The organism is Rhodococcus sp. MALMAid1271 (assembly GCF_049195265.1).
Taxonomy (GTDB): Bacteria; Actinomycetota; Actinomycetes; order Mycobacteriales; family Mycobacteriaceae; genus Rhodococcoides.
The window spans coordinates 104,583-126,041 of sequence record NZ_JBMIRQ010000078.1; the positions used below are offsets into that span (position 1 = coordinate 104,583).

The following is a 21,459-nucleotide window of genomic DNA, read 5'->3' on the forward strand; positions in this document are numbered from 1 at the left end:
CTGCAGCTCAGGATTGCTTTTCTCAGCGACGGGATCAGTGAATCCATTTGTGTCGGTGGTGTCGTTTACTCTTCCTTTCAGTTCGAACATACGTTCTTGTTCGGTTCACTGGGGGGTGAAGATCATGGCGGTACCGACGGTGTCGTTGGAGGCGTTGGCCGCTGCCGCGCGGGAGGAGAATCGGCACGCGGCTCGCAAGATCGCCGCCTGCTACCGCGTGCACACCGACTGGATCACCCGCGATACCGAGCACAAGCATTACAGCCGCTACGGGCGCACCGAGATGGCGTTGGCGTTGGGATGCTCGGCGACCGTCGCCGAGGGATACATCTCGGTCGCAGTGGCCCTGCACACCCGCCTTCCGCTGATCAAGGACGCGTTCGAGGCAGGCGAGATCGACTTCCCGCGGGTGCGGACCGCGTGCCGGATCCTCGACAACCTCTCCGACACCATCGTCGCCTCCGTCGAGGGCGAGGTCGTCGACGCGGCCCGCCGCTCGTCCCCGGGCCCACTCGAGACACAGATCTGGGACATCCTGCTGCGCGTGGCACCGCAGGAGGCAGCAGCACTACGGAAGTTCGCGAAACGATTCCGCACCGTCACCTACAGTCCCGCCGGTGAGCTCGCCCGCATCCGGGCCGAGCTCACCGCCCCCGAGGCCGCCGCCGCGTGGCAGCTGCTCGCCGAGATGGCCGATACCGTCTGCCCGAAAGATCCACGTGGCAGACAGGAACGACTGTGCGATGCGTTCATGGCGCGGATGCACGGCGAACCGCGCCTGGAGTGCCTGTGTCAGCGCACCGACTGCCCCCGAGCTGGAGCGGTACCGGCGGATCGGCGACGGCCGTTGACGATGATCACCGTCGACATCGCCACCCTCATCGGACTCCTCGCCAACCCCGCCTACCTGGCCGGGCATGGTTGCATCGACCCCGAGTTGGCGCGAGAACTCGCACGCAACAGCACCTGGCAGATCCTGCTCACCGACGCCGTCACCCTCGCCGAAAAACTCGGACTCGCACACCAGAACCCGGAAACCAGACAATGGGAACGACACACCGACAGCGAAAAAACACCGGCCGCACCCTCACCCGAGACAGCGACGGACACAGACGCAGACAGGGACCCGGACACGGCCGCTGATGCAGATGCTGATGCTGATGCTGATGAGGGGATCGCATCGGCCAGCACACCTGCAGCCGAGAACACCCCGGAAACCGGACCAGCAACACCGCCTGCACCGGCAGACGAGACCGAGGAGACCGAGGAGAACAGCGAGTCCGCAGATGAGTCCGAAGAGGCCGAGCGGAAAGGCGAGACCGAGGGGAACGGCGAGTCGACACCCGCATGTGCGACCGATCCGTCCGCAACTCCCGCCCCAGACGCCGATCCTGTCCGGAAGCACGCGGCAACACGCGTAGCGGTACCTGCACCCGACCCGCTAGCGGAAGCACCATCGGCCACCGGCCCTGAGGCAGATGCGGCGTCCGAACCCACATCAGCTGAATCCGCGTCAGCTTCACCGAAGTATTCGGAATCGGACTCGTCCACAACAACATTAAGCTCCGCGCCATCCGACCTGAGGCCAGTCAACGACCCAGCACCAGAAACACCACCAGCACCAGCACCAGCACCAGACTCGACGGCCGCGACAGCCAGCGAGACTTCACGCCGGCATCGCCTGCAATCGCTGGCCTCCGCCGCCGCGAGGTTCTGCACCCACACACCCGTCGGCAAGGGCACACGGCACAGCTCTGCCCTCGACCTGCCCACCCTCGACCTGCCCACCCTCGAAGCGGCGACAAGCAATCACCCGGATCGCGCAACACACCGCACACCCTCCGGCATCTACCTCGGTAATGCGTCCCTCACAGCCGCCCTCGAAGCGGCCATCGCCGCCGACCCCACCCTCGGACGCTCCGTCGGACGCGACCCCCTCACCGACCGAGCCCTGATCTACCGACCCGACGCCCTCACCACCGCCGCCGTCCGCCTCCGCGACCGACACTGCCGCTTCCCCGACTGCCGCCGCCCCGCCGCACACTGCCAACTCGACCACATCACCGCCTTCGACCACACCAACCCCTTCGCCGGCGGCTGGACCACCCTGAGCAACCTCCAATGCCTCTGCGAATACCACCACACCGTCAAAACCGTCGGCTACTGGAAAGCCACCATGCTCCCCGGCGGCGCCATCCTCTGGACCTCCACCTCGAAGACCACCCGAATCACCCTGCCCGCCAACGCAACCACCATCCCGATCCTCGGCAACGACCTGCGACCAGACATCCCCACCCAACCCCGACGATCCGGCATCATCGCCTACCCCCACCCACCCGACAACGAACAGTCCGACACAGACGACACAACGACACCACCGTTCTAGAAGGTGCTGCCATGCGGACTCGAGTCACCAACCAACCTCGATCAGACCAGCTGCTGAATGTGATCGCGGGTGAATTCGATGCGCTCGTCGACGCGGCCGTCGCCGACCTTGTTCACCCACTCCGGATCTGCCAGCAACGCACGCCCGACAGCCACGAGATCGAACTCCTGGTCCTCGAATTGACGTACCAGCGCATCCAATTCGGTCACACCAGATGCGGCGTCCTCCGACCAGGCAGATGTGAACACCGAATCGAGACCGACCGATCCGACGGTGATCGTCGGTACTCCGGTGAGCTTGCGGGTCCAACCTGCCAGACCGAGCTCGCCGTCCCGTCCGGCGAGCTCGGGGAATGCGGGATCCCAGTGGCGACGAGTCGAGGCATGCAGTACATCCACTCCGGCGTCGACGAGGGGAGTGAGTACCCGTCCCAGTTCCTCGGGGTTCTGCGCGATCCGGGCGTCGAAATGATTGCTCTTCCATTGCGAGAATCGGTAGACGATCGCGAAGTCCTCGCCGACAGCCGAGCGAATCGCGGCAACGACCTGCGCGGGAAATCGGATCCGTGCTTCGAGTGAGCCGCCGAACTCGTCATTGCGCACATTTGTTGTAGCCCAGAGGAACTCATCCAGAAGGTACCCGTGCGCACCGTGCAGCTCGAGTCCGTCGAAGCCGGTGTCTCGCGCGTTGACCGCGGCCTGCACCCACTGTGAGGTCAGTTCGTCGAGATCGTCGTCGGTGAAGGCTCGACCGACCGAGGATCCGTCGAGCGCGATACCGGACGGGCTGACGGTGGTGACGTCGGGGAACAAATGTGGTTCGGTGCCGCGCTCGACGCCGAGGTGCCACAGTTGCGGGATGATCGCTCCGCCCTCGGCGTGCACCGCGTCGACCACGGACCTCCATCCGGTGAGGCTCTCGTCGCCGTAGATCCGTGGAACGCGGGTGTGAGGACCGGCCGCCGGGTCGGGAATGTATGTGCCCTCGGTGATGATCAGGCCGGTGCCGCCTGCGGCGCGCTTGCGGTAGTACTCGGCGACATCCGGGCCGGGAATGCCGTCCGGTGAGAATGCCCGCGTCATCGGTGCCATCGCGAAGCGGTTTCGCAGCCTCAGCGACTTGACCTCGAACGGCTCGAACAGCCCGGCAGTGGACAGATGCTGTGTTGTGGATGCAGTTTCGGTCATGCCTGCGCAAACCTGGCACGACACCGAGCTATTTCCACTGCAAGGCTGTTAGCGTCGGAGCCTTATGAACCCCTCGCCGCTGATCTCCGCCACCGAACTGCACGATCTCTTCGAGATGGGACGGGCCCCGGTCGTCCTCGATATCCGGTTCACGCTGCAGACCGGCAGCGACAGATCAGGGTACGAGGCAGGTCATATTCCGACCGCGCAGTTCATCGACCTCGACACCGATCTGGCAGCGCCGCCCGATCATCGTGGCCGCCACCCGCTGCCCGACGTGGAGACGTTCGTTGCCGCGATGCGAGGTGCCGGGGTGAACAACGACTCCCCGGTCGTGGTCTACGACGGAGGTCCAGCCACCGCCGCAGCCCGCGCATGGTGGCTACTGCGCTATCACGGTCACCCCGACGTGCGCGTGCTCGACGGTGGATTGGCGCGGTGGGTCGCCGAGGGATATGCCACCGGCACGGAGCCGTCGATCGTTGCCGCCGGATCGTTCACAGCCCGGTCGCCCCTTGCCCGAGTCCTCGATGTCGACGATGTGCTCGACTTCGCACGAGAGAACATCCTGCTCGATGCGCGCGCTCCCGAACGATTCCGTGGAGAAGTCGAGCCGGTGGACCCGGTGGCAGGACACATCCCTGGTGCGGTCAATCGGCCGACCACCGAGAACGTCGATTCGGATGGACGTTTTCTGTCCCCCGAAGTACTCAATGGCACATTTGGTGGACTGGTGCCGGAGGGGAAAGACGTCGCCGTCTACTGCGGGTCCGGTGTGACCGCCGCACATCAGATCCTCGCGCTCGAACTCGCCGGTATCGATGCTGCGTTGTATCCGGGCTCGTGGTCCGGGTGGATCACGGATCCGACGCGTCCGCGAGCCTGACGCAAGCCCTCTGAGCAGCAGTGATATGCATGGAGGGTTGAACTTGAATCTGACTTCAACTATACCTTGGGCATGAAGGTTGAAGGCAGAGTCGCCATCGTCACCGGAGGTGGAGGCGGAATCGGCGGGGCCATCGCCGCCCGCCTCTCCGAGAACGGCGCTCGCGTCGTCGTGTCCGACCTGGACGAGGACACCGCTGCATCGGTGGTCGACGCCATCGAACGCAACCGGCCGAACACGGCCGTCGCGGCCGCAGCCGATGCGTCGAGCATCGAGGATATCGAGCGCCTGATTGCGCTGGCCGAGGATTCGTTCGGCCCCGTCGATCTCTACTTCGCCAACGCCGGCATCAGTGGCGCACCCGGGCTCGACGCCTCGGAGAAGGACTGGGACCTGTCGTTCGACGTCAACGTCCGCGCGCACATCCGCGCCGCGCAGCTGTTGGTTCCGGGGTGGCTCGAACGCGGTGAGGGCTACTTCGTCAGCACCGCTTCGGCAGCAGGCCTGCTCACCCAGATCGGTTCTGCGACCTATGCGACGACCAAGCATGCCGCCGTCGGATTCGCCGAGTGGCTCAACGTCACCTACGGCAACCGGGGCATTCGCGTCAGCTGCTTGTGCCCGATGGGTGTCAACACCAAACTGCTCTACGAGGGTCGTGAATCCGGAGATGCATTGGGAGCAGCCGCAACTGCTGCGGTGCTCAGTGCCGGTGCCGTGCTCGAGCCCCTCGACGTCGCCGATGTGGTGCTCGATGCGATGGACCGCGAGCAGTTTCTGATTTTGCCGCACGAGAACGTGCTGGACATGTACCGCAACAAGGGTGCCGATTACGACCGGTGGTTACGCGGCATGCGTCGCTACCAGGACAGCTTGCTCGACAACCGACAGGGGAACTGAAGTCGTGACATTTTTCGAGACCAGCGAGCGCGCGAAGAAGTACGAGTCGGATCTGTTGGAGTTCATGGACTCTCACATCTACCCGGCCGAAGCGGTCTACGAGCAGCAGATGCTCGAATCAGGAGATCCGCACTTTCATCCTCCCATCCTCGAGGAACTGAAGAAGGAAGCGCGGTCGCGGGGACTGTGGAACCTCTTCCACCCGCACCCCGAGTGGGGCCCGGGTTTGACCAACCTCGAGTACGCACCGCTCGCCGAGATCATGGGCCGCAGCCTGCTCGCCCCAGAGGCCTGCAACTGCAACGCGCCGGACACCGGGAACATGGAAGTGTTCACACTGTTCGGCACCGACGAGCACAAAGAGAAGTACCTGAAGCCGTTGCTGGACGGCACCATTCGCAGTGCCTTCGCGATGACCGAACCGGCCGTGGCCAGTTCCGATGCCACCAACATCGCAATGAAGATGGACCGCGACGGCGACGACTTCATCCTCAACGGGCGAAAGTGGTTTGCCTCCAATGCGATGCACAAGAACTGCAAGGTTCTCATCGTCATGGGCAAGACCGACCCCGAGGCTGCGACTCACCGCCAACAGTCGATGCTCGTCGTGCCTATCGATGCCCCCGGAGTGACCGTCGTACGCAACTTGCCGGTGTTCGGTTACGTGGACCGAGAAGGCCACGCCGAGATCCTCTTCGAAGACGTGCGGGTGCCCTCGAAAGACATTCTCAAAGGCGAGGGCGAGGGTTTCGCCATCAGCCAGGCACGACTGGGGCCGGGCCGGATCCATCACGCGATGCGCACCATCGGAGTCGCCGAACGTGCACTGGAACTGTTGTGCACCAGGGCCACTCAGCGAGTGACGTTCGGCAAACCGGTCAGTGAGAACGCCAACATCCAGGACTGGATCGCCGAGGCGCGTATCGACATCGAGATGACCCGCCTGCTGACCCTCAAGGCTGCGTATCTGATGGACACCGTCGGAAACAAGCAGGCCCGCATCGAGATCGCATCGATCAAGGTTGCCGCACCGGCCATGGCGCTCACGATCATCGACCGCGCCATCCAGGTGCACGGCGGCGGCGGTGTCAGCAACGACTTCCCGCTCGCGATGATGTACGCACACGTTCGGACGCTCCGCCTGGCCGACGGACCCGACGAGGTTCACAAGCGCTCCATCGCGCATATGGAGTTGGGCAAATACCGGTGAACACAGGCCACCAATAAAAGGTGAGCCTGTGCTAACTTATCGCGAATGAAACGGACATTTCTTGGGTGTGCTTTCGGCCTGACGGCAGCGGTGACGCTGGTTGCGTGCAGTAGCGGGACCGCTGCCGACGCAGTCTCCGATTCCCGAACCGTCACCGTCGACACCATCGCCGGACCTGTCGAAGTGACCGGCACGCCAACCCGGATCGTCGCGTTCGGTCAGCAGTGGGTCGACGCGCTGCTCGAATTCGACGTCCAACCGGTCGGATACGTCTCGGCCGGATCGAATGGGAACGAGCGCGGTCTCTACCCCTGGCAGACCGAGGTATCGGATGACTCCGTCGCACTCGACGCCGCCGCCGTCGACCAGGCGGGTGGGATCGTTCCGACCGAGGAGATCGCAGCATTGCAGCCCGACCTGATCCTGGTGTCGGGGATAGCGTCGATCGATCCCTATCGACAACTCGGCGACATCGCACCGACGGTCTTCCCGAAGGCGGAGAAGGTCGAGACCTGGGAATCTCAGATCGAGACCCTCGGCCTCGTCTTGGACCGCGAGGACGATGCGCAGCGGATCATCGACGAGGGGCATGCGGTCACCGATGGCATCGCGCAGGATTTCCCGGGTCTTCGCGGTAAGACCGCGGTGCTCTCGCAGTTCGTCTTCAGCACACAGAAGTTGGCTGTTGTCGCGGACCCGAAAGATGGTGCAGCGCAGGTCTTCGGCAGTATCGGTCTGAGCGTGCCCGAGAATCTGGTGAATTCACCCGATATCTCCCATGGCCGTATCGTGCTCAGTCCCGAGCGTCTGGACGTGCTGACGGCCGACCTCGTGGTGATGCTGCCCAACGGCGGCACCCGCGAGGATCTGGAGAAGCTGCCCGGGTTCACGATGCTGCCGGCGGCCACCGGCGGGGGACTGGCTGTCGTGGACTATGCAAGGGTCGTCGGGATCAATCTGCCGTCGAAAGCATCGGTCGAGTTCTCGCTGAACACGATACGGCCGCAGCTCGAGGCGGTGGCCGGTTAGGCGCGAGGGATCGAGCCTGGGTCAGCTCTGTGGTGACCACGCCGGGTCTCGTCCGATGAAGGCCACGAACCTCTCCTGTGCGGAGGCGTCGTCGGACACGGGGACGGCGGGCCCGTACTGCCCGCTCTCTCGCAGCATCTGCTCCATCGGTGCCATCGCCTCGAGGGCCGCCGTGCATCGGTCCCGGCCCAGATCGACTGTGCGGCCGAGAGCTTTGGCCAAGTCCCAGGAGTGCATCCAGATATCCGCGGTGTAGAACCTGTCGATAGCGAGTTCGACGGGCATATCGCCCGTATGCGGATTGCTCAGTACTCGGCCGTCGGGGCGATCGAGGATCGCTTGGATGTCGCAGACGTGTTGTTTCCATGCGGCGGCGGGGTCTGCATCGACGTCGAGAGTCTCGAATTCGATTCCCGCCCCACCGGAGAGAAAGCCCCGGGACCATTCGACGAGGTGCGCGACGACATCCCGTGCGGCCCAGCCGGGTACCGGGCTCGGCCGCAACCAGTCCTCGGAGGTGGCGGACTCGACCAACGCGGTGAACGTGGCGGCGTCGCGCGCATGCTGCCCAGCTGGCCCGGTGAACAGTGCGTCGAGTTTCTCGTAGCCCTCGCGGACTCCGATGTCCATACCACTCGAGAGCATGGCGTCGCGGGTGGCGAAATCGGAGACCACACTCATCACCCTCAATCGGGTACCCCCGCCGTCGCGTCCGGTGAACGAGAGTGTTTCGAGTGCAACGGAATCCGGTTGGCCTTCGTAGGTGAAAGTCCATACGATTCTCTCGTTCGCTCGAACCTCGTGGAAGCTACCGTAGAACGAGGCGATCTCCTCGCCGTCCCGGTCGTTGGCGAATGCCCACGATCCTCCGGTCTGTGCCTCCCACTTGAGGATTCGTGTGGTCAACGACCGCGGCCCTACCCACTGCCGATACAGCTCTGCATCGACGTGTGCCCGAAATACCTGCTCCGGTGCAGCGTCGAATTCTCGAATGATCTCGATGGTGGGCACGCTCTCGTCGGCAATGATCGTGGTTTCGTGCGCGGTCATGACACTTCCTTCGTGTGTGGGGTCTCGGTGTCTGCGATGCTCTCGAGTAGGGCGTCGAGGCGGCGATAGCGTTGTTCTGCTTCCTGGCGATAGCGTTCGATCCACTTGGCCATCAGTCCGAACACCTCCGCGTCCAGGTGCACCGGACGGCGTTGGGCGTCTCTGCTGCGGGTGACCAGACCGGCCTCCTCGAGTACCTTGACGTGCTTGGATACGGCTTGAAGGCTCATGTCGTACGGCTCTGCAAGTTCGCTGACGTTCGCGTCCGCGCCGGCGAGTCTGGCAACGATGTCGCGGCGGGTGGGGTCGGCCAGGGCCGCGAATGTCCTGTTGAGCTGCTCGGTTGCCTCGTCCATGGGTTCCTCGCTTGTTTCGGTAGAGGTGAGCGTAAGCCTCGCTCCGGCCTTGGTCAACCACTTGGTTGAGTACAGTCGATGGCTTATTCTTCTGCCCATGGGTGCGGGCGAAGACATGGTGGAGGATCTTCTCTCTCGAAATCCGGGGCATCCGCTGCGGGTCGCGATCGACGGAGTGACGGCGTCGGGGAAGACGAGTTGTGCGCGTTGGCTGGCGAGTGCCGTTGAAGCGCAGGGTCGTTCGGTGACGCATGTGACCATGGATGGCTTTCATCACCGGCGCGTCCATCGATATCGGCAGGGTCGGACCTCGGCGCTCGGCTACTATCGAGACGCGTACGACTTCGATGCGCTGCTGACGAACCTGCTGATTCCGCTGGGGCCCAACGGAAGTCGTGTCATTCGCCGCCGGATCATCGATCTGGCCACTGATCGGCCGGTGGAGGACGCCCCGGAAATGTTGCCCGCAGATACGGTGGTCGTCGTGGACGGAACCTTCCTGCATCGCCCGCCGCTGCCTGATTACTGGGACTACTCCGTCTTCGTCGACACTCCCATGGATATCGCGCGCGCCCGCGGCATGGTCAGGGATGCGGACGCGCTCGGCGGCGTCGAGGCGGCAGGTAGGGCTTTCGACGAGCGATATCACGCGGCGTGCCGCATCTATCTGGACGAGGTGGATCCGCGTGCTCGAGCGACGCGCGTGCTGCCGTCTATTGACAGCTTGCTGTCACAAGAGTGATGATTGACAGCATCCTGTCAATTGAAGTGAGGTTTGTGCGATGACCACTGTTGCGCTGTACGCCACCGACACCATGGCCGACTGGGAGTATGGATATCTCATTGCCGGACTCGCGATGGCCCGCGAGCAAGTCCCGGATGCGAACCGATTGATCGTTGTGTCGGAAGCGGGTTCGGCCGTCACGACGATGGGCGGTCTGCGAATCACACCCGACTGCGCACTGGCCGATCTTCCCGCCGTCGATGCGTTGATTCTGCCGGGCGCGCAGACATGGAATACCGGCCACGACGCGGTCCTCGGTCTGGCCGCGGATGCCATCGCGGCAGGAACTGCGGTTGCGGCAATCTGCGGAGCCACCTACGGACTCGCTCGAGTCGGCCTGCTCGATGATCGGCCGCACACCTCGAATGCGGCCGAGTTCCTCACGCAGGCAGCGAGTTACCGCGGCGCGCAGCACTACCGAGCGGAGAAAGCGGTATCCGATGGCACCGTCATCACCGCTGGTGCCACGGCGCCGATCGAATTCGCCAAACTGGTGTTCGAGCGGCTGAACGTGTTTCCGCAACCGGTCATCGACGCCTGGCACGGCCTCTACACGACAGGGGAACAAAAGTACTACGACCAACTGTCGGGCCAATGAAACAACGCACTCCGGAAGGTGATGCGCTGACCGCTCTGGTGTTGCCTGTCTTCGAGCTCAACGGCGAATTCCTCGCAGCGGCGCATGACATCACCGAGCCGACGGGTCTGACACCGGCATGGTGGCAGGTACTGGGAGCTACCCTCGACGAGCCCCTGTCCGTCGCCGATATTGCGCGACGCGTCGGGCTGGGTCTGGCCAGGCAGAGTGTGCAACGCACCGCAAATCTGTTGGTCGACAAGGGCTGGGCGGTCTACGTCGACAACCCACATCACAAGCGATCCAAGCTCCTCGAACCCACACCGAAGGGGCGCGAGACCGTCGCCTCCCTGCGGGACGCGCAATACGCATGGTCCGATGCCGTGGGGACGTCGGTGGGCGAGAGCGAATTGCGTTCATTTGCAGCGACCTTGGCGAAGATCCTGGAGGCATCGCGAAACTTTCGCACCGGCAGTGCATAATTCGGTCATGATTGCGCTCGGGGTTCTGCTCTCGGGCTTCGTGTCCGGTCTGCTACTTGCACAATCGAGCGGTATCGACCTCACCGGCGGCGGGTCGATCGGCGGGCTGCTGCTCTCCAGCGGCGGTGGGGTACTTGCGATCGCAGTGATCGCCGCGACCTTGCTCGCATTGTTCGTGCGAGGGAGAACGGCACTCGCAGCCGTCTCGATCACCGCAGTCGTGGCCGCAGGTATTTCAGCTGTGCTCGTGCCCGCCGGCGTCTTCGAGTACATCGCGGTGATCTCCGGGGGCGTCTTGCTGGGCGGTAGTGCAGCGGCGGCTCGCCACTCACGCAGCAGCGAGTCGAAAAGTGTTGGGCTGCAACCTGCTCTGAGCGCGTCCTTCCTCGCCGGACTGCTGACCGCTGGCGGCGTCCTGGCGCTCGAAAGCGACACCCCACGCCGCTACCAGGACTATCTCCTCGAATCGGAGCGCACCACACCGATCGTGATTCCCGTGCTGGCGCTGCTGACGGCCATCGCACTGGCCGTGGCACTGGGACGTGCGACCGCGGACACCGGGACGGGGACAGGCCCCTCGAGTCACGCGGTACCGGGCGTTCATGTGGGTCGAATTGTCCTGGCCGCCGTACTGATTTCAGGATGCGGACTGCTGATCCACTGGCTGTTTCTGCGGCAGCTGTACGAAGGAGGATCCGACCTCGCCGGGCACTTCTACCTGGGTGTGCTCGCAATCCCGATATGTGTTGCGGCAGCGGCGCTTCTACCCGGTCTCGGCGGAACGATGGTGCTCGCCGGCCTCGCTGTGCTCGCCGCCTCGTCCACCGTTCCCGCGGTCGCCGTCGATGTCTCGGCCAGTCCGATCTGGGTGTCAGGTCTGATAGTTGCCACGGCTGCGTCGGTTGCGGCCGGTGCCGCGCTCGCCCTGCGCTGGAAGCATCCGGTGGCAGGCTGTTCGGTGCTGGCACTCGTCTGCGCGACGGCCCTGTTCGATCGTCCGCCGCTGGACAACGTGAACTACGTGGCAGGCCTGGTCGCCTTTCCAGCGGCCGCGGTGTACCTCTACCTCTCGTGCACTCCGGCCGAGCCCTCGTCGTCGACCATCGGTCTCACTGTGCCGGTGGCGATCACAGTGCCGGTGGTACTCACCTACGGCTGGACCGCGTACACCCCTCTGACCTCGATCGATACCAGCACGTTCTCGCCGAGTGTCGATCTGTGGATCTCGACCGGCGTGGCGTTCGCAGCAGTGGTCATTGCAGGGATCGGGATCGAAGCGCTCCACCGGCGTCGACGCCCACTGTGACGGCGGAGGACGGGTAGGACGCGCTCCGACCCGCCGCAGATCGGGCCCGGTGGCAACCCGTTTCGACGAATCGGCAGATGGCGTCGCGATGCGTGATCGACGAGGAGACGCAGCGGTGCACCGGACGGTGATGGGAGTACCGTTTTTTTCATGGCCTACAGATACCTGGGAAACAGCGGACTGAAAATTTCGGAGATCACGTACGGAAACTGGCTCACGCACGGATCGCAGGTGGAGAACGACATCGCCACCGAATGCGTGCGCGCGGCCCTCGATGCAGGCATCACCACGTTCGACACCGCGGATGTCTACGCCAACGGGGCAGCCGAGAGCGTCCTCGGCGACGCATTGAAGGGAGAGCGTCGAGAATCGCTCGAGATCTTCACCAAGGTCTACTTCCCCGTCGGACCCAAGGGCCCGAACGACACCGGACTCTCCCGCAAGCACATCCTCGAAGGTATCGACGCCTCGCTGCGTCGGCTCGGCACCGACTACGTCGACCTCTACCAGGCGCACCGCTACGACGTCGAGACTCCGCTCGAAGAGACCATCGCCGCATTCGGTGACGTGGTCCGTCAGGGCAAAGCCCTGTACATCGGAGTGTCGGAATGGACGGCCGACCAACTGCGTCGCGGGCAGGAACTGGCCCGTCAGAACGGCTTCTCCATCATCTCGAACCAGCCGCAGTACTCGGCGCTGTGGCGCGTCATCGAGGACCAGGTGATCCCGACGTCCAAGGACCTGGGCATCTCACAGATCGTCTGGTCGCCCATTGCCCAGGGCGTGCTCACCGGGAAGTACCTCCCCGGTCAACCCTTGCCCGACGGCTCGCGGGCCAAGGACGACAAGGGCGGCGACAAGATGATCGCGCGCTACCTCGACGACACGACGCTGACTCGGGTGCAGCAACTGAAGCCGATCGCCGACGATCTGGGAATCACCATGGCGCAGTTGGCCGTTGCATGGGTCCTCGCCAACGACAACATCGCCGCCGCACTGGTCGGGGCCTCCCGCCCCGAGCAGATCGCCGAGAACATCAAGGCCTCCGAGGTGACCCTCGAAGCCGACGTGCTCGCCAAGATCGACGATGCCCTCGGCGATTCGGTCGAGCGCGACCCGGGCAAGACGGGCTCGCCCGAAGCGCGACTGGTCTGATCGCCTGAGGGCGCCGGTCCGATCCGAGCAGAGTAGAAATGAGATATGGACACGATCACCGTCGATACTCCTCAAGGCCGGGTGCGCGGTCGGACCGACGCAGGGGTCACTGCGTTTCTCGGTGTGCCGTACGCCGAGGCCCCGTTCGGGACCCGTCGATTTCAAGCCCCCTCGCCTCCGCCGACCTGGGACGGTGAGCGCGACGCCCTCGAACTCGGGGCCACCGTCCCCAAGGTCGGCTACCGGCCGCCGACCAGTGAGATCCTCAGCGAGCCTGTGGTGCCCGGTGAAGACTGTCTGAACGTCAACGTCTTCACCCCTGATGTCGCCGGGTCGGCACCGGTGTTCGTCTGGATCCACGGCGGCGCATTCGTCAATGGCAGCAACGCCATCCCCACCTACGACGGCACCGCCTTCGCCCGAGACGGCGTGGTGGCCGTGGTCGTCAACTACCGACTGGGAGTCGACGGTTTCGCGCTGATCGACGGTGCCCCGGCGAACCGGGGGATACTCGATCAAGTCGCGGCTCTGGAGTGGGTACGTGACCACATCGCGGCCTACGGCGGCGACCCTGCTCGCGTCACGATAGCGGGGGAGTCTGCCGGGGCGATGAGCGTCGGGACTCTGATGTCGATGCCGCGAGCGGAGGGGCTCTTCCGACGAGCGATTCTGCAGAGCGGTGCCGGGCACCACGTCATCACCGCCGAGACCGCTGGAAAGGTCTCCGCGGCATTGGCGTCCTCGCTCGGCGTCGAGGCGACGGTCGAAGGCCTGGGCTCGGTGCCGGTGGACACCCTGGTCGACGCGCAACGCGATCTGTCCGATCGCATCGCGGCGGAGGCTCCGACCGGAGCATGGGGGGAGGTTGCCGTGAACATGATGGCGTTCGAGCCCTGTATCGACGGCGATGTCGTTGCAGAACTGCCGTATTCGCGTATCAGCGAGGGCGCGAGCGCACAGGTGGATGTGCTGATCGGAACCACCAGTGAGGAGCATGCGTTCTTCATCGTTCCGGCGGGTCTGGTGCCGCACATCACCGAGGACTACGTGAAGGCGATCCTGGCCGGGTACCGGGCCGATCCGTCGGTGCTGGACCGGTACCGCGAGCAGTTGCCCGATGCCTCGGCGGGCGAGCTGATGATAGCCGTCATGACCGACTGGTTCTTTCGCATCCCGGCCACACGTCTGGTCGAAGCCCGCTCGGGCAACGCCTATGTCTACGAATTCACTTGGCGCTCTTCGCTGTTCGATGGAGCTCTCGGAGCCTGCCATGCGCTGGAGATCCCGTTCGTGTTCGACGTGCTGCACAAGCCCGAGACCGAGCGCATCACGGGCCCGAACCCACCGCAACAGGTGGCCGACCAGATGCACCGCGCCTGGGTCGAATTCGTGCGTGACGGCTCTCCCGGCTGGGAACGGTACGGGACGGAGCGCGCGGTGATGATGTTCGGCAACCAACCCGGCGTCGCCCTCGATCCGAGACCGGCAACCCGCGCGGTGTGGCACGGGGTGCGCTGAGAGGGGCGCACCCCTGTCCTCCGGCCGCGACTACAGCACCAGTGGGCCGAGCAAGGACAGGACCAGCACGACGAGCCCGCCACCGATTCGAGACGAAATCGACAGGAAGGGCAGCAGTTCCAGGTACAACCGCACGATAGCCCGGTGACGGACGAAAAAGCCGCCAACCAGGTGCACGGAAGTTCGTAGCAGACCACGAACTTCCGTGCACCTGCGTCACCGAAGGTGATGCACTTCCTGCAGCCCGTACACCGGAGTGTCGATGCCTTCGTAGCGCGCCTTGATCTGCAGCGCGAGATACAGCGAATAGTGCCGTGACTGGTGCAGATTGCCGCCGTGGAACCAGAAGTTCTCCTGCTGCGTCGGCTTCCACATGTTGCGCTGCTCGCCCTCCCAGGGGCCGGGATCCTTGGTGGTGTCCGAGCCGAGGCCCCAGCACTTGCCGACCTTGTCCGCGGTCTCCTGATCGATCAGATCGGCGACCCAGCCGTTCATCGAGCCGTAGCCGGTGGCGTAGACGATGAGATCGGCAGGCAGTTCGGTGCCGTCCTCCAGCACGACGCCGGTCTTGCTGATGCGATCCACCTGCCCGGCAACGAGTTTGATCTTGCCGTCCGCAACCAGTTCGGATGCGCCGACATCGATGTAGTAGCCCGAGCCGCGACGCAGGTACTTCATGAACAGCCCGGAGCCGTCGTCGCCGAAGTCGAGCTGGAAGCCGGCCTTCTCCAGCCGATCGTAGAAGTCCTTGTCCTGCTCCGCGATCTGCTGATACACCGGAATCTGGAACTCGTGCATGATCCGGTAGGGCAGCGAAGCGAACGTCAGATCGGCCTTGTTCGTCGTCATCCCGGATTCCACGGCCCGTTCGGAGTACAGGTCACCGAGCGCGATCTCGCACAGCGAATCGGACTTGACGATATGCGTCGAGGAGCGCTGCAGCATCGTCACATCGACGCCCGTCTCGTAGAGCGCCTTGCAGATGTCGTGCGCGGAGTTGTTGGAACCGACCACCACGACGCGCTTGCCGACATAGGCGTCGGGACCGGGATGTTCGCTGGAATGGTGCTGCTCACCCTCGAATTCGTCCATGCCGGGGAAATTCGGAACGTTCTTCTTGCCTGACATACCGGTGGCCATCACCAACTGCTTGGGCCGCAGGATCACTTCCTCGCCGTCCCGGTCGACGACGACGGTCCACTCCTTCGCCGTCTCGTCGTAGGTGGCGGATTTCGCGGTGGTCTTGGACCAGTACGGAACTTCCATCACCTTGGTGTACATCTCGAGCCAGTCGCCGATCTTGTCCTTCGGCGCGAACACCGGCCAGTTCGGCGGGAACGGCAGATACGGAAGGTGGTCGTACCAGACCGGGTCGTGCAGGCACAGCGACTTGTAGCGTCCGCGCCACTGGTCGCCGGGACGCTCGGCACGGTCCACGACGATCGCCGGCACACCCAGCTGGCGGAACCGAGCGCCGAGAGCGATGCCGCCCTGGCCGCCGCCGACGACGAGAGCGTACGGCTGCACGCTGTAGCCGAGTTCCTTCTCCTCGATCTCCTTCTTCTCCGCCCAGTTCTGGGTATCGGCGTTCGAGCCGTGCACCGCGCCCTTGATACGCGACCTGCCCTGACGCTCCTCGTACCCCTTGAGCTCCTGCATCGTGGTCAGCAGCGTCCACGCGATATCGTCGCCGGTATCGGCGTCGACGGTCAGGCGCAGATGCCCCCTGCCCCGGCTGGTCGCGGTTTCGAACTCGATCCATGCCGAGATGACGCCGTCCGACTCGTCGGGGGTCTCGGTGGTGTGAAAGCCCGTCGGATCGGTGTCGTCGAGTCGTTCGGCGAGCATGTCGGCGACGCCTTCGCGGCCCTCGACGGTTTTGATGTTCCACGTGAACGTGACCAGGTCGCGCCAGAAGCTGCTGACGGCGAACATGCCGGCAACGCGGGAAATATCGCGGGCGACCAGCGCTTCCTCGAATTTCGCCAACCAGGCGTCGACACGTTCCTGTGGGGTGTGCGTGCGAGTGATCGAGGCAGGCTCGATGGTCTGGGTCATGAAAACTCCTCGTGACGAAAGTGTGCGCGTTGTGTGACCCAGCACACTCCGATTGTGTGATGGGGTCGAGAGTTGCAGTGGGTTGCAGCGGGTCAGGCCGGTGCGAGTTTCCTCAGTCCGAGCGACTGAAAGCCGACGACGTAGACGAGCGTCCACAGCACCAACCAATCGATGAAGCCCAGCGCGTTGCCGGAGATACCGGCGGCGACGACGGGCTCGTGCAGGACGTGCTCCGCGACGAGGAAGTAGTACGCGAGGAACGTGCCGATGGCCAGCGCGAAGGTCACGAGCGCGCGTGCCGGTGCGGGGAAGCGATTGCCGAAACCGTTGGCCCAGAAAATCATCCAGAAAGCCCAGCAGACGCCGATCTGAGCGGGGAACTGACCGATCGCGCTACCGAGTTCGGCGCTGGCGTCGGAGCCGACGAGCAGCCTCGCCAACGGGACCAACGCGAAGTAGATGGCGGTTCCGACAGCGGCATTGCCGACAGTCGCGGCCAGAGCCGTCCGGCCGCCCCCGCCTGCCAACTTCCACGGCCAGTTGTCGAGAGTCTGGCCGGTGAGGATCACCGAGACGACGATCGAGTAGAACCAGCCGAGCGCAGTGTCCACGGACATCAGTGGGTCGGTGGCCGACAGTGAGACCGACGGCAGCCCGAACACGAAATACAGCGCCAGCGTCGGTACGGCGACGAAGGCAATCTCGCACAGACCGATCAGCGGTTGCTTCATCGGCAGGATCGACCACGGCCAGTGCTGCCAGTTCAGGACGACCATCACCCAGGTGCCGAATCCGAACAGCACGAACAGGGCCCCGGCGAAGTATCCGAGTCCACCGTCTCGGGAGCCGGAAAAATCTGGATACAGCGCCCCGATGCCGCTGCCGAGTATCCAGGTGACGGCGACGGCGAAGACGGCCGTCGAGGCCAGGATGGCGATCCCGCGCATCGGTTGCTTCAGCGAATCGAATCCGGCGAATTCGCAATCGAATCCGATGAACACGATGAACAGGATCGCCCAGAAGAGCGCAGCGTTGAACGGCAGCGGATAGAAATTCCACGGGCTGGTGGTGGGATCTGCCAGTAGGTACCAGGTCGCAAGTGAGACGACCACCACGGCTACGAGATTCGCAAGGCCGAATACGATCCAGTTGCCCTGAGGCGTAGTGACGTTCGGATTCTTCAAGGGGCGGTCTGCGGTTGCGGTCATGGGTGCTCGTTTCGGTGTGGGCGAAGGTGACGCCGTCACTATGAGCTGAATCACACCGGGCCGTCAGGGTTGCGGGAGGTTGCACATGTGCCGACGCAGTGCAACGCGCTGCAACCCTGGCGGTTGTGCTCCGGGTCACATAAACCTGTACGCATCCAATCAGTCAGGAGTGAAAACCGATGCGCGCAGCTGTGTACTACGGCCCCAACAAGGTGGAGATCACCGACGTACCCGAGCCGAATCCGGGTGAAGGGCAGGTCAAGGTCAAAATCGGGTTCAACGGAATCTGCGGAACCGACCTGCACGAGTACTACGCCGGCCCCATCTTCATCCCCACCTCGCCGCATCCGCTGACCGAGCAGGAGATGCCGCTGGTGCTGGGCCACGAGTTCTCGGGAACGATCACCGAACTCGGGAAAGGCGTCACCGGCATCGAAGTGGGTGACCGGGTCGCCATCGAACCGATCTACCGCTGTGGGCACTGCGGGCCGTGCCGCGCCGGCAACTACAACATCTGCGCACAGATCGGCTTTCACGGACTGATGTCCGACGGCGGAATGGCCGAATACACCGTGGTCCCCACCGACATGATCCACCCCTTGCCCGACAATGTTTCGCTCGAACTCGGCGCTCTCGTGGAACCGATGTCGGTCGCCTATCACGCAGCAACGCTGGGAGATCCGAAGCCCGAGGACACCGCGATGGTGTTCGGAGCAGGCCCCATCGGCATCGGCCTGTGGTTCGCACTGCGCGGCAAAGGACTGGACAACGTCTACGTCGTCGAGCCGTCACCGACGCGTCGAGCATCGATCGAAGCCCTCGGCGCGAAGACCCTCGATCCGACGGCCATCGACATCCCGGCCCACATGGCCGATCTCACCGACGGCAACGGTGCCGACGCCATCTACGACGCGGCAGGCGTGCAACCGGCCGTCGAGGCCGCACTCGGTTGCATCGGCGCGCGCAAGCCACTGGTCAGCGTCGCGATCTACGAAAAGCCCTTGACCACACCGCTGCAGAAGCTGGTGATGAACGAGTCGCGAATCCAGGGATCGCTGTGCTACACCTCGGCCGACTACGAAGCCGTCATCGATCTGATGAGCAAGGGCCACTACGACACGACCGGATGGGTGGACAAGATCACGCTCGACGGCGTCATCGACGACGGGTTCGAGGCTCTGCACGCCGGTACGAAGATGAAAGTCCTGGTCGACCCGTCCACCGGAGTGGCGTGATGGGCGCGGTGTTGGTGACCGGTGCCGGTCAGGGAATCGGGCGTGCCATCGCGTTGCGGTTGGCTACGGACGGGCACGACATCGCCCTGGCCGACCTGAACGAGGACAAGATCGCCGGCGTGGCGGACGAGGTGCGTCGAACAGGCTCGAAGGCAACGACATTCGTGGCCGACGTCAGTGATCGCGATCAGGTGTTCGCGGCCGTCGACCACGCGCACAGTGCCCTCGGCGGGTTCGACGTCATCGTCAACAATGCGGGAATTGCGCAGGTCGCCCCGATCGACGATGTTCGTCCGGAGGACACGAAGAAGATATGGGCGGTCAACGTCGACGGTGTGCTGTGGGGAATCCAAGCTGCCGCAGCGAAATTCAGGGCACTCGGACGCAAGGGCAAGATCATCAACGCCTCATCGATCGCCGGTCACGACGGGTTCGCGATGCTGGGTGTCTACAGCGCGACGAAATTCGCCGTCCGGGCGCTCACCCAGGCCGCCGCCAAGGAGTACGCCGCCGAGTCGATCACCGTCAACGCGTACTGCCCAGGTGTGGTCGGAACCGACATGTGGGTCTCGATCGACAAACGATTCGCGGAGCTGACCGGTGCCGCGGTGGGTGAGACGTACGACAAGTTCGTCGGCGGCATCGCGCTGGGGCGCGCGCAAACACCCGAGGACGTCGCGGCGTTCGTCTCGTATCTCGCCGGACCGGACTCGGACTACATGACCGGTCAGGCACCGTTGATCGACGGTGGCCTGGTCTATCGCTGAGCTGCTGCGATCCCACCCCCTGTCGTATCACTGTGTGAGTTGGAGCACAATTGAATGTGATGACGCAGTCGACAGGCCCCGAACCTGCGCTGGCGGCCGGTGAAGACCCGCGCCGCTACGCGCAGATTCTCACGGCCGTGTACGACGCGACCATGAACGGCGGCAAGTCCCCGGCACGTCCCCGCGAGGTCATCGGTGACTCGTGGCGGCGGCTGCAGACATTGGGCATCGACCCCGAGCTCGGCAATCCGGCCGAGAAACAGATGGACGCCTGCGACCTCGAGCTCAGCCGCCGAGAATCGGGACTGTTCGACATCCTGGACGATCTGGCCCGCGGATTGGAATCGGTGGTGCAGGACGGCGACAACATTCTCGTCGTCGCCGATCGACACGGTCGGGTGCTGTGGCGCAGCGGATCGACCGCCGTACTCGACCGGGCCGACGGCCTCGGCTTCGTGGAAGGCGCGAACTGGGCCGAGGACTCGGTGGGCACCAACGCCATCGGCACAGCGCTGGTCTCGCGGCGGGCGGTGCAGATCTTCTCGGCCGAGCACTACGTACGTAGCCATCATGCGTGGACCTGCGCCGGGGCACCGATTCGTGACCCACGAACCGGCCAGGTACTCGGGGCCATCGACGTCAGCGGACCGGCCAAAACGGTGCACCCCACCACCATCGCCCTGGTCGACGCCGTCGCCCGGTTGGCCGAATCCCAGCTGCGCGAACTCCATCGAAGCACCCTGGACCGGCTGCGTTCGGTGGCCGCACCGATGCTCGCGCGGCTGCAGACTCCGGCACTGGCGGTCGATGCCAACGGCTGGGTCGCGGCCGTCGAGTCCGTGGCCCTGCGCAATCGCATCCTGTTGCCCGAGGACCTTGCGAGAGGGCGCTTCTGGTTGCCCACCCTCGGGGTGTGCGATTTCGAACCGCTGCCCGGTGGATGGCTCGTCCGCCCCACCGGCCCGCCGGATTCGGACGTCGCAGACGTGGGTTCGACCAGAATTCGCATCGACCTGAGAAACTCGCAGAAGCCGCGCATCGAAGTGCGCAGCGAGGTGGGGGAGTGGACCCACGAGCCGACGCCACGGCACGCCGAGATCATGTACCTGCTCGCCACCCGGCGTCAGGGCAGTACCGCCGCGCAGATGGCTGCCGATCTGTTCGGCGACGACGGACGCGCCATCACGGTGCGGGCCGAGATGTCGCGGCTGCGTAAACACCTCGCGGGCATCATCTCCACCCAGCCGTACCGACTGGACGAGTCGGCGACGGTCGAGCTACTGACGCCCTCGGACTCGAACCGGTTGCTGCCGCATTCGTCGGCACCGGCAATCCGCGCAGCACGAGGTGCGCTCGCGTAGCGCA

The 21,459-nt window shown here is 64.4% G+C and carries 19 protein-coding genes; 14 read left to right on the forward strand and 5 right to left on the reverse strand.

Annotated elements, in window-relative coordinates; genetic code table 11:
* Positions 1-124: 124 nt before the first annotated feature.
* Entirely contained in the window at positions 125-2,386 is a 2,262-nt protein-coding gene (locus ACOQFP_RS10900; protein ID WP_421584329.1) for a DUF222 domain-containing protein, read from the forward strand.
* 41 nt (positions 2,387-2,427) lie between these two features.
* Here ACOQFP_RS10900 and ACOQFP_RS10905 read toward each other — a convergent pair whose 3' ends face one another.
* Complete coding sequence (locus ACOQFP_RS10905; protein WP_421584330.1) at positions 2,428-3,573, reverse strand: NADH:flavin oxidoreductase; 1,146 nt, start codon at positions 3,571-3,573, stop codon at positions 2,428-2,430.
* A gap of 64 nt (positions 3,574-3,637) precedes the next feature.
* On the opposite strand from ACOQFP_RS10905, the gene ACOQFP_RS10910 reads away from it, so the two are divergent.
* The 4 genes from ACOQFP_RS10910 to ACOQFP_RS10925 all read left to right on the forward strand — a co-directional run bounded on the left by ACOQFP_RS10910 (position 3,638) and on the right by ACOQFP_RS10925 (position 7,598).
* Positions 3,638-4,459: a sulfurtransferase gene (locus tag ACOQFP_RS10910; protein WP_421584331.1), complete on the forward strand. Its 822-nt coding sequence runs from the start codon at positions 3,638-3,640 to the stop codon at positions 4,457-4,459.
* Positions 4,460-4,531: 72 nt separating this feature from the next.
* Positions 4,532-5,359: an SDR family oxidoreductase gene (locus ACOQFP_RS10915; protein WP_421584332.1), complete on the forward strand. Its 828-nt coding sequence runs from the start codon at positions 4,532-4,534 to the stop codon at positions 5,357-5,359.
* Positions 5,360-5,423: 64 nt separating this feature from the next.
* The gene (locus ACOQFP_RS10920; RefSeq protein WP_241257171.1) at positions 5,424-6,569 is read left to right on the forward strand and encodes an acyl-CoA dehydrogenase family protein; all 1,146 of its coding nucleotides are present in this window, start codon (positions 5,424-5,426) and stop codon (positions 6,567-6,569) included.
* 45 nt (positions 6,570-6,614) lie between these two features.
* The gene (locus tag ACOQFP_RS10925) at positions 6,615-7,598 is read left to right on the forward strand and encodes an ABC transporter substrate-binding protein (protein WP_421584333.1); all 984 of its coding nucleotides are present in this window, start codon (positions 6,615-6,617) and stop codon (positions 7,596-7,598) included.
* 21 nt (positions 7,599-7,619) lie between these two features.
* Here the strand turns inward: ACOQFP_RS10925 and ACOQFP_RS10930 are convergent, their stop codons facing one another.
* Positions 7,620-8,648: a TIGR03086 family metal-binding protein gene (locus ACOQFP_RS10930; RefSeq protein WP_421584334.1), complete on the reverse strand. Its 1,029-nt coding sequence runs from the start codon at positions 8,646-8,648 to the stop codon at positions 7,620-7,622.
* Complete coding sequence (locus tag ACOQFP_RS10935) at positions 8,645-9,004, reverse strand: ArsR/SmtB family transcription factor (protein WP_206490781.1); 360 nt, start codon at positions 9,002-9,004, stop codon at positions 8,645-8,647. Before ACOQFP_RS10935 ends, ACOQFP_RS10930 begins: the two co-directional genes overlap by 4 nt.
* A 97-nt stretch (positions 9,005-9,101) precedes the next feature.
* Here ACOQFP_RS10935 and ACOQFP_RS10940 point away from each other — a divergent pair, with 97 nt between their 5' ends.
* The 6 genes from ACOQFP_RS10940 (at position 9,102) to ACOQFP_RS10965 (ending at position 14,826) form a co-directional block, all read left to right on the forward strand.
* The gene (locus ACOQFP_RS10940) at positions 9,102-9,746 is read left to right on the forward strand and encodes a hypothetical protein (protein ID WP_341244930.1); all 645 of its coding nucleotides are present in this window, start codon (positions 9,102-9,104) and stop codon (positions 9,744-9,746) included.
* 40 nt (positions 9,747-9,786) lie between these two features.
* A complete protein-coding gene (locus ACOQFP_RS10945) occupies positions 9,787-10,386 on the forward strand; it encodes a DJ-1/PfpI family protein (RefSeq protein WP_206490779.1) in 600 nt (199 codons plus the stop codon).
* Entirely contained in the window at positions 10,383-10,847 is a 465-nt protein-coding gene (locus ACOQFP_RS10950) for a MarR family winged helix-turn-helix transcriptional regulator (RefSeq protein WP_206490778.1), read from the forward strand. The genes ACOQFP_RS10945 and ACOQFP_RS10950 overlap by 4 nt, the downstream gene beginning before the upstream one ends.
* 7 nt (positions 10,848-10,854) lie before the next feature.
* Positions 10,855-12,153: a hypothetical protein gene (locus ACOQFP_RS10955; RefSeq protein WP_421584335.1), complete on the forward strand. Its 1,299-nt coding sequence runs from the start codon at positions 10,855-10,857 to the stop codon at positions 12,151-12,153.
* Between the two features lie 150 nt (positions 12,154-12,303).
* The gene (locus ACOQFP_RS10960; protein ID WP_341244927.1) at positions 12,304-13,308 is read left to right on the forward strand and encodes an aldo/keto reductase family protein; all 1,005 of its coding nucleotides are present in this window, start codon (positions 12,304-12,306) and stop codon (positions 13,306-13,308) included.
* A 45-nt stretch (positions 13,309-13,353) separates the two neighbouring features.
* Positions 13,354-14,826, forward strand: a complete 1,473-nt coding sequence (locus tag ACOQFP_RS10965) for a carboxylesterase/lipase family protein (RefSeq protein WP_421584336.1) — start codon at positions 13,354-13,356, stop codon at positions 14,824-14,826.
* A 216-nt stretch (positions 14,827-15,042) separates the two neighbouring features.
* Here ACOQFP_RS10965 and ACOQFP_RS10970 read toward each other — a convergent pair whose 3' ends face one another.
* The gene (locus tag ACOQFP_RS10970; RefSeq protein WP_421584337.1) at positions 15,043-16,884 is read right to left on the reverse strand and encodes an NAD(P)-binding domain-containing protein; all 1,842 of its coding nucleotides are present in this window, start codon (positions 16,882-16,884) and stop codon (positions 15,043-15,045) included.
* Positions 16,885-16,976: 92 nt separating this feature from the next.
* Positions 16,977-18,092, reverse strand: a complete 1,116-nt coding sequence (locus tag ACOQFP_RS10975) for a hypothetical protein (RefSeq protein ID WP_421584338.1) — start codon at positions 18,090-18,092, stop codon at positions 16,977-16,979.
* 179 nt (positions 18,093-18,271) lie between these two features.
* On the opposite strand from ACOQFP_RS10975, the gene ACOQFP_RS10980 reads away from it, so the two are divergent.
* The 3 genes from ACOQFP_RS10980 to ACOQFP_RS10990 are packed head-to-tail and all read left to right on the forward strand — an operon-like array spanning position 18,272 to position 21,455.
* A complete protein-coding gene (locus ACOQFP_RS10980; RefSeq protein ID WP_206490772.1) occupies positions 18,272-19,327 on the forward strand; it encodes a 2,3-butanediol dehydrogenase in 1,056 nt (351 codons plus the stop codon).
* Positions 19,327-20,094 (forward strand): acetoin reductase, encoded by a 768-nt coding sequence (locus tag ACOQFP_RS10985; protein WP_421584339.1) that lies wholly within the window; start codon positions 19,327-19,329, stop codon positions 20,092-20,094. Before ACOQFP_RS10980 ends, ACOQFP_RS10985 begins: the two co-directional genes overlap by 1 nt.
* Positions 20,095-20,153: 59 nt before the next feature.
* Positions 20,154-21,455 carry a GAF domain-containing protein gene (locus tag ACOQFP_RS10990; RefSeq protein ID WP_206490770.1) on the forward strand — a complete coding sequence of 434 codons (1,302 nt, stop codon included), beginning with the start codon at positions 20,154-20,156 and terminating at the stop codon, positions 21,453-21,455.
* The last annotated feature ends 4 nt before the right edge of the window (positions 21,456-21,459 follow it).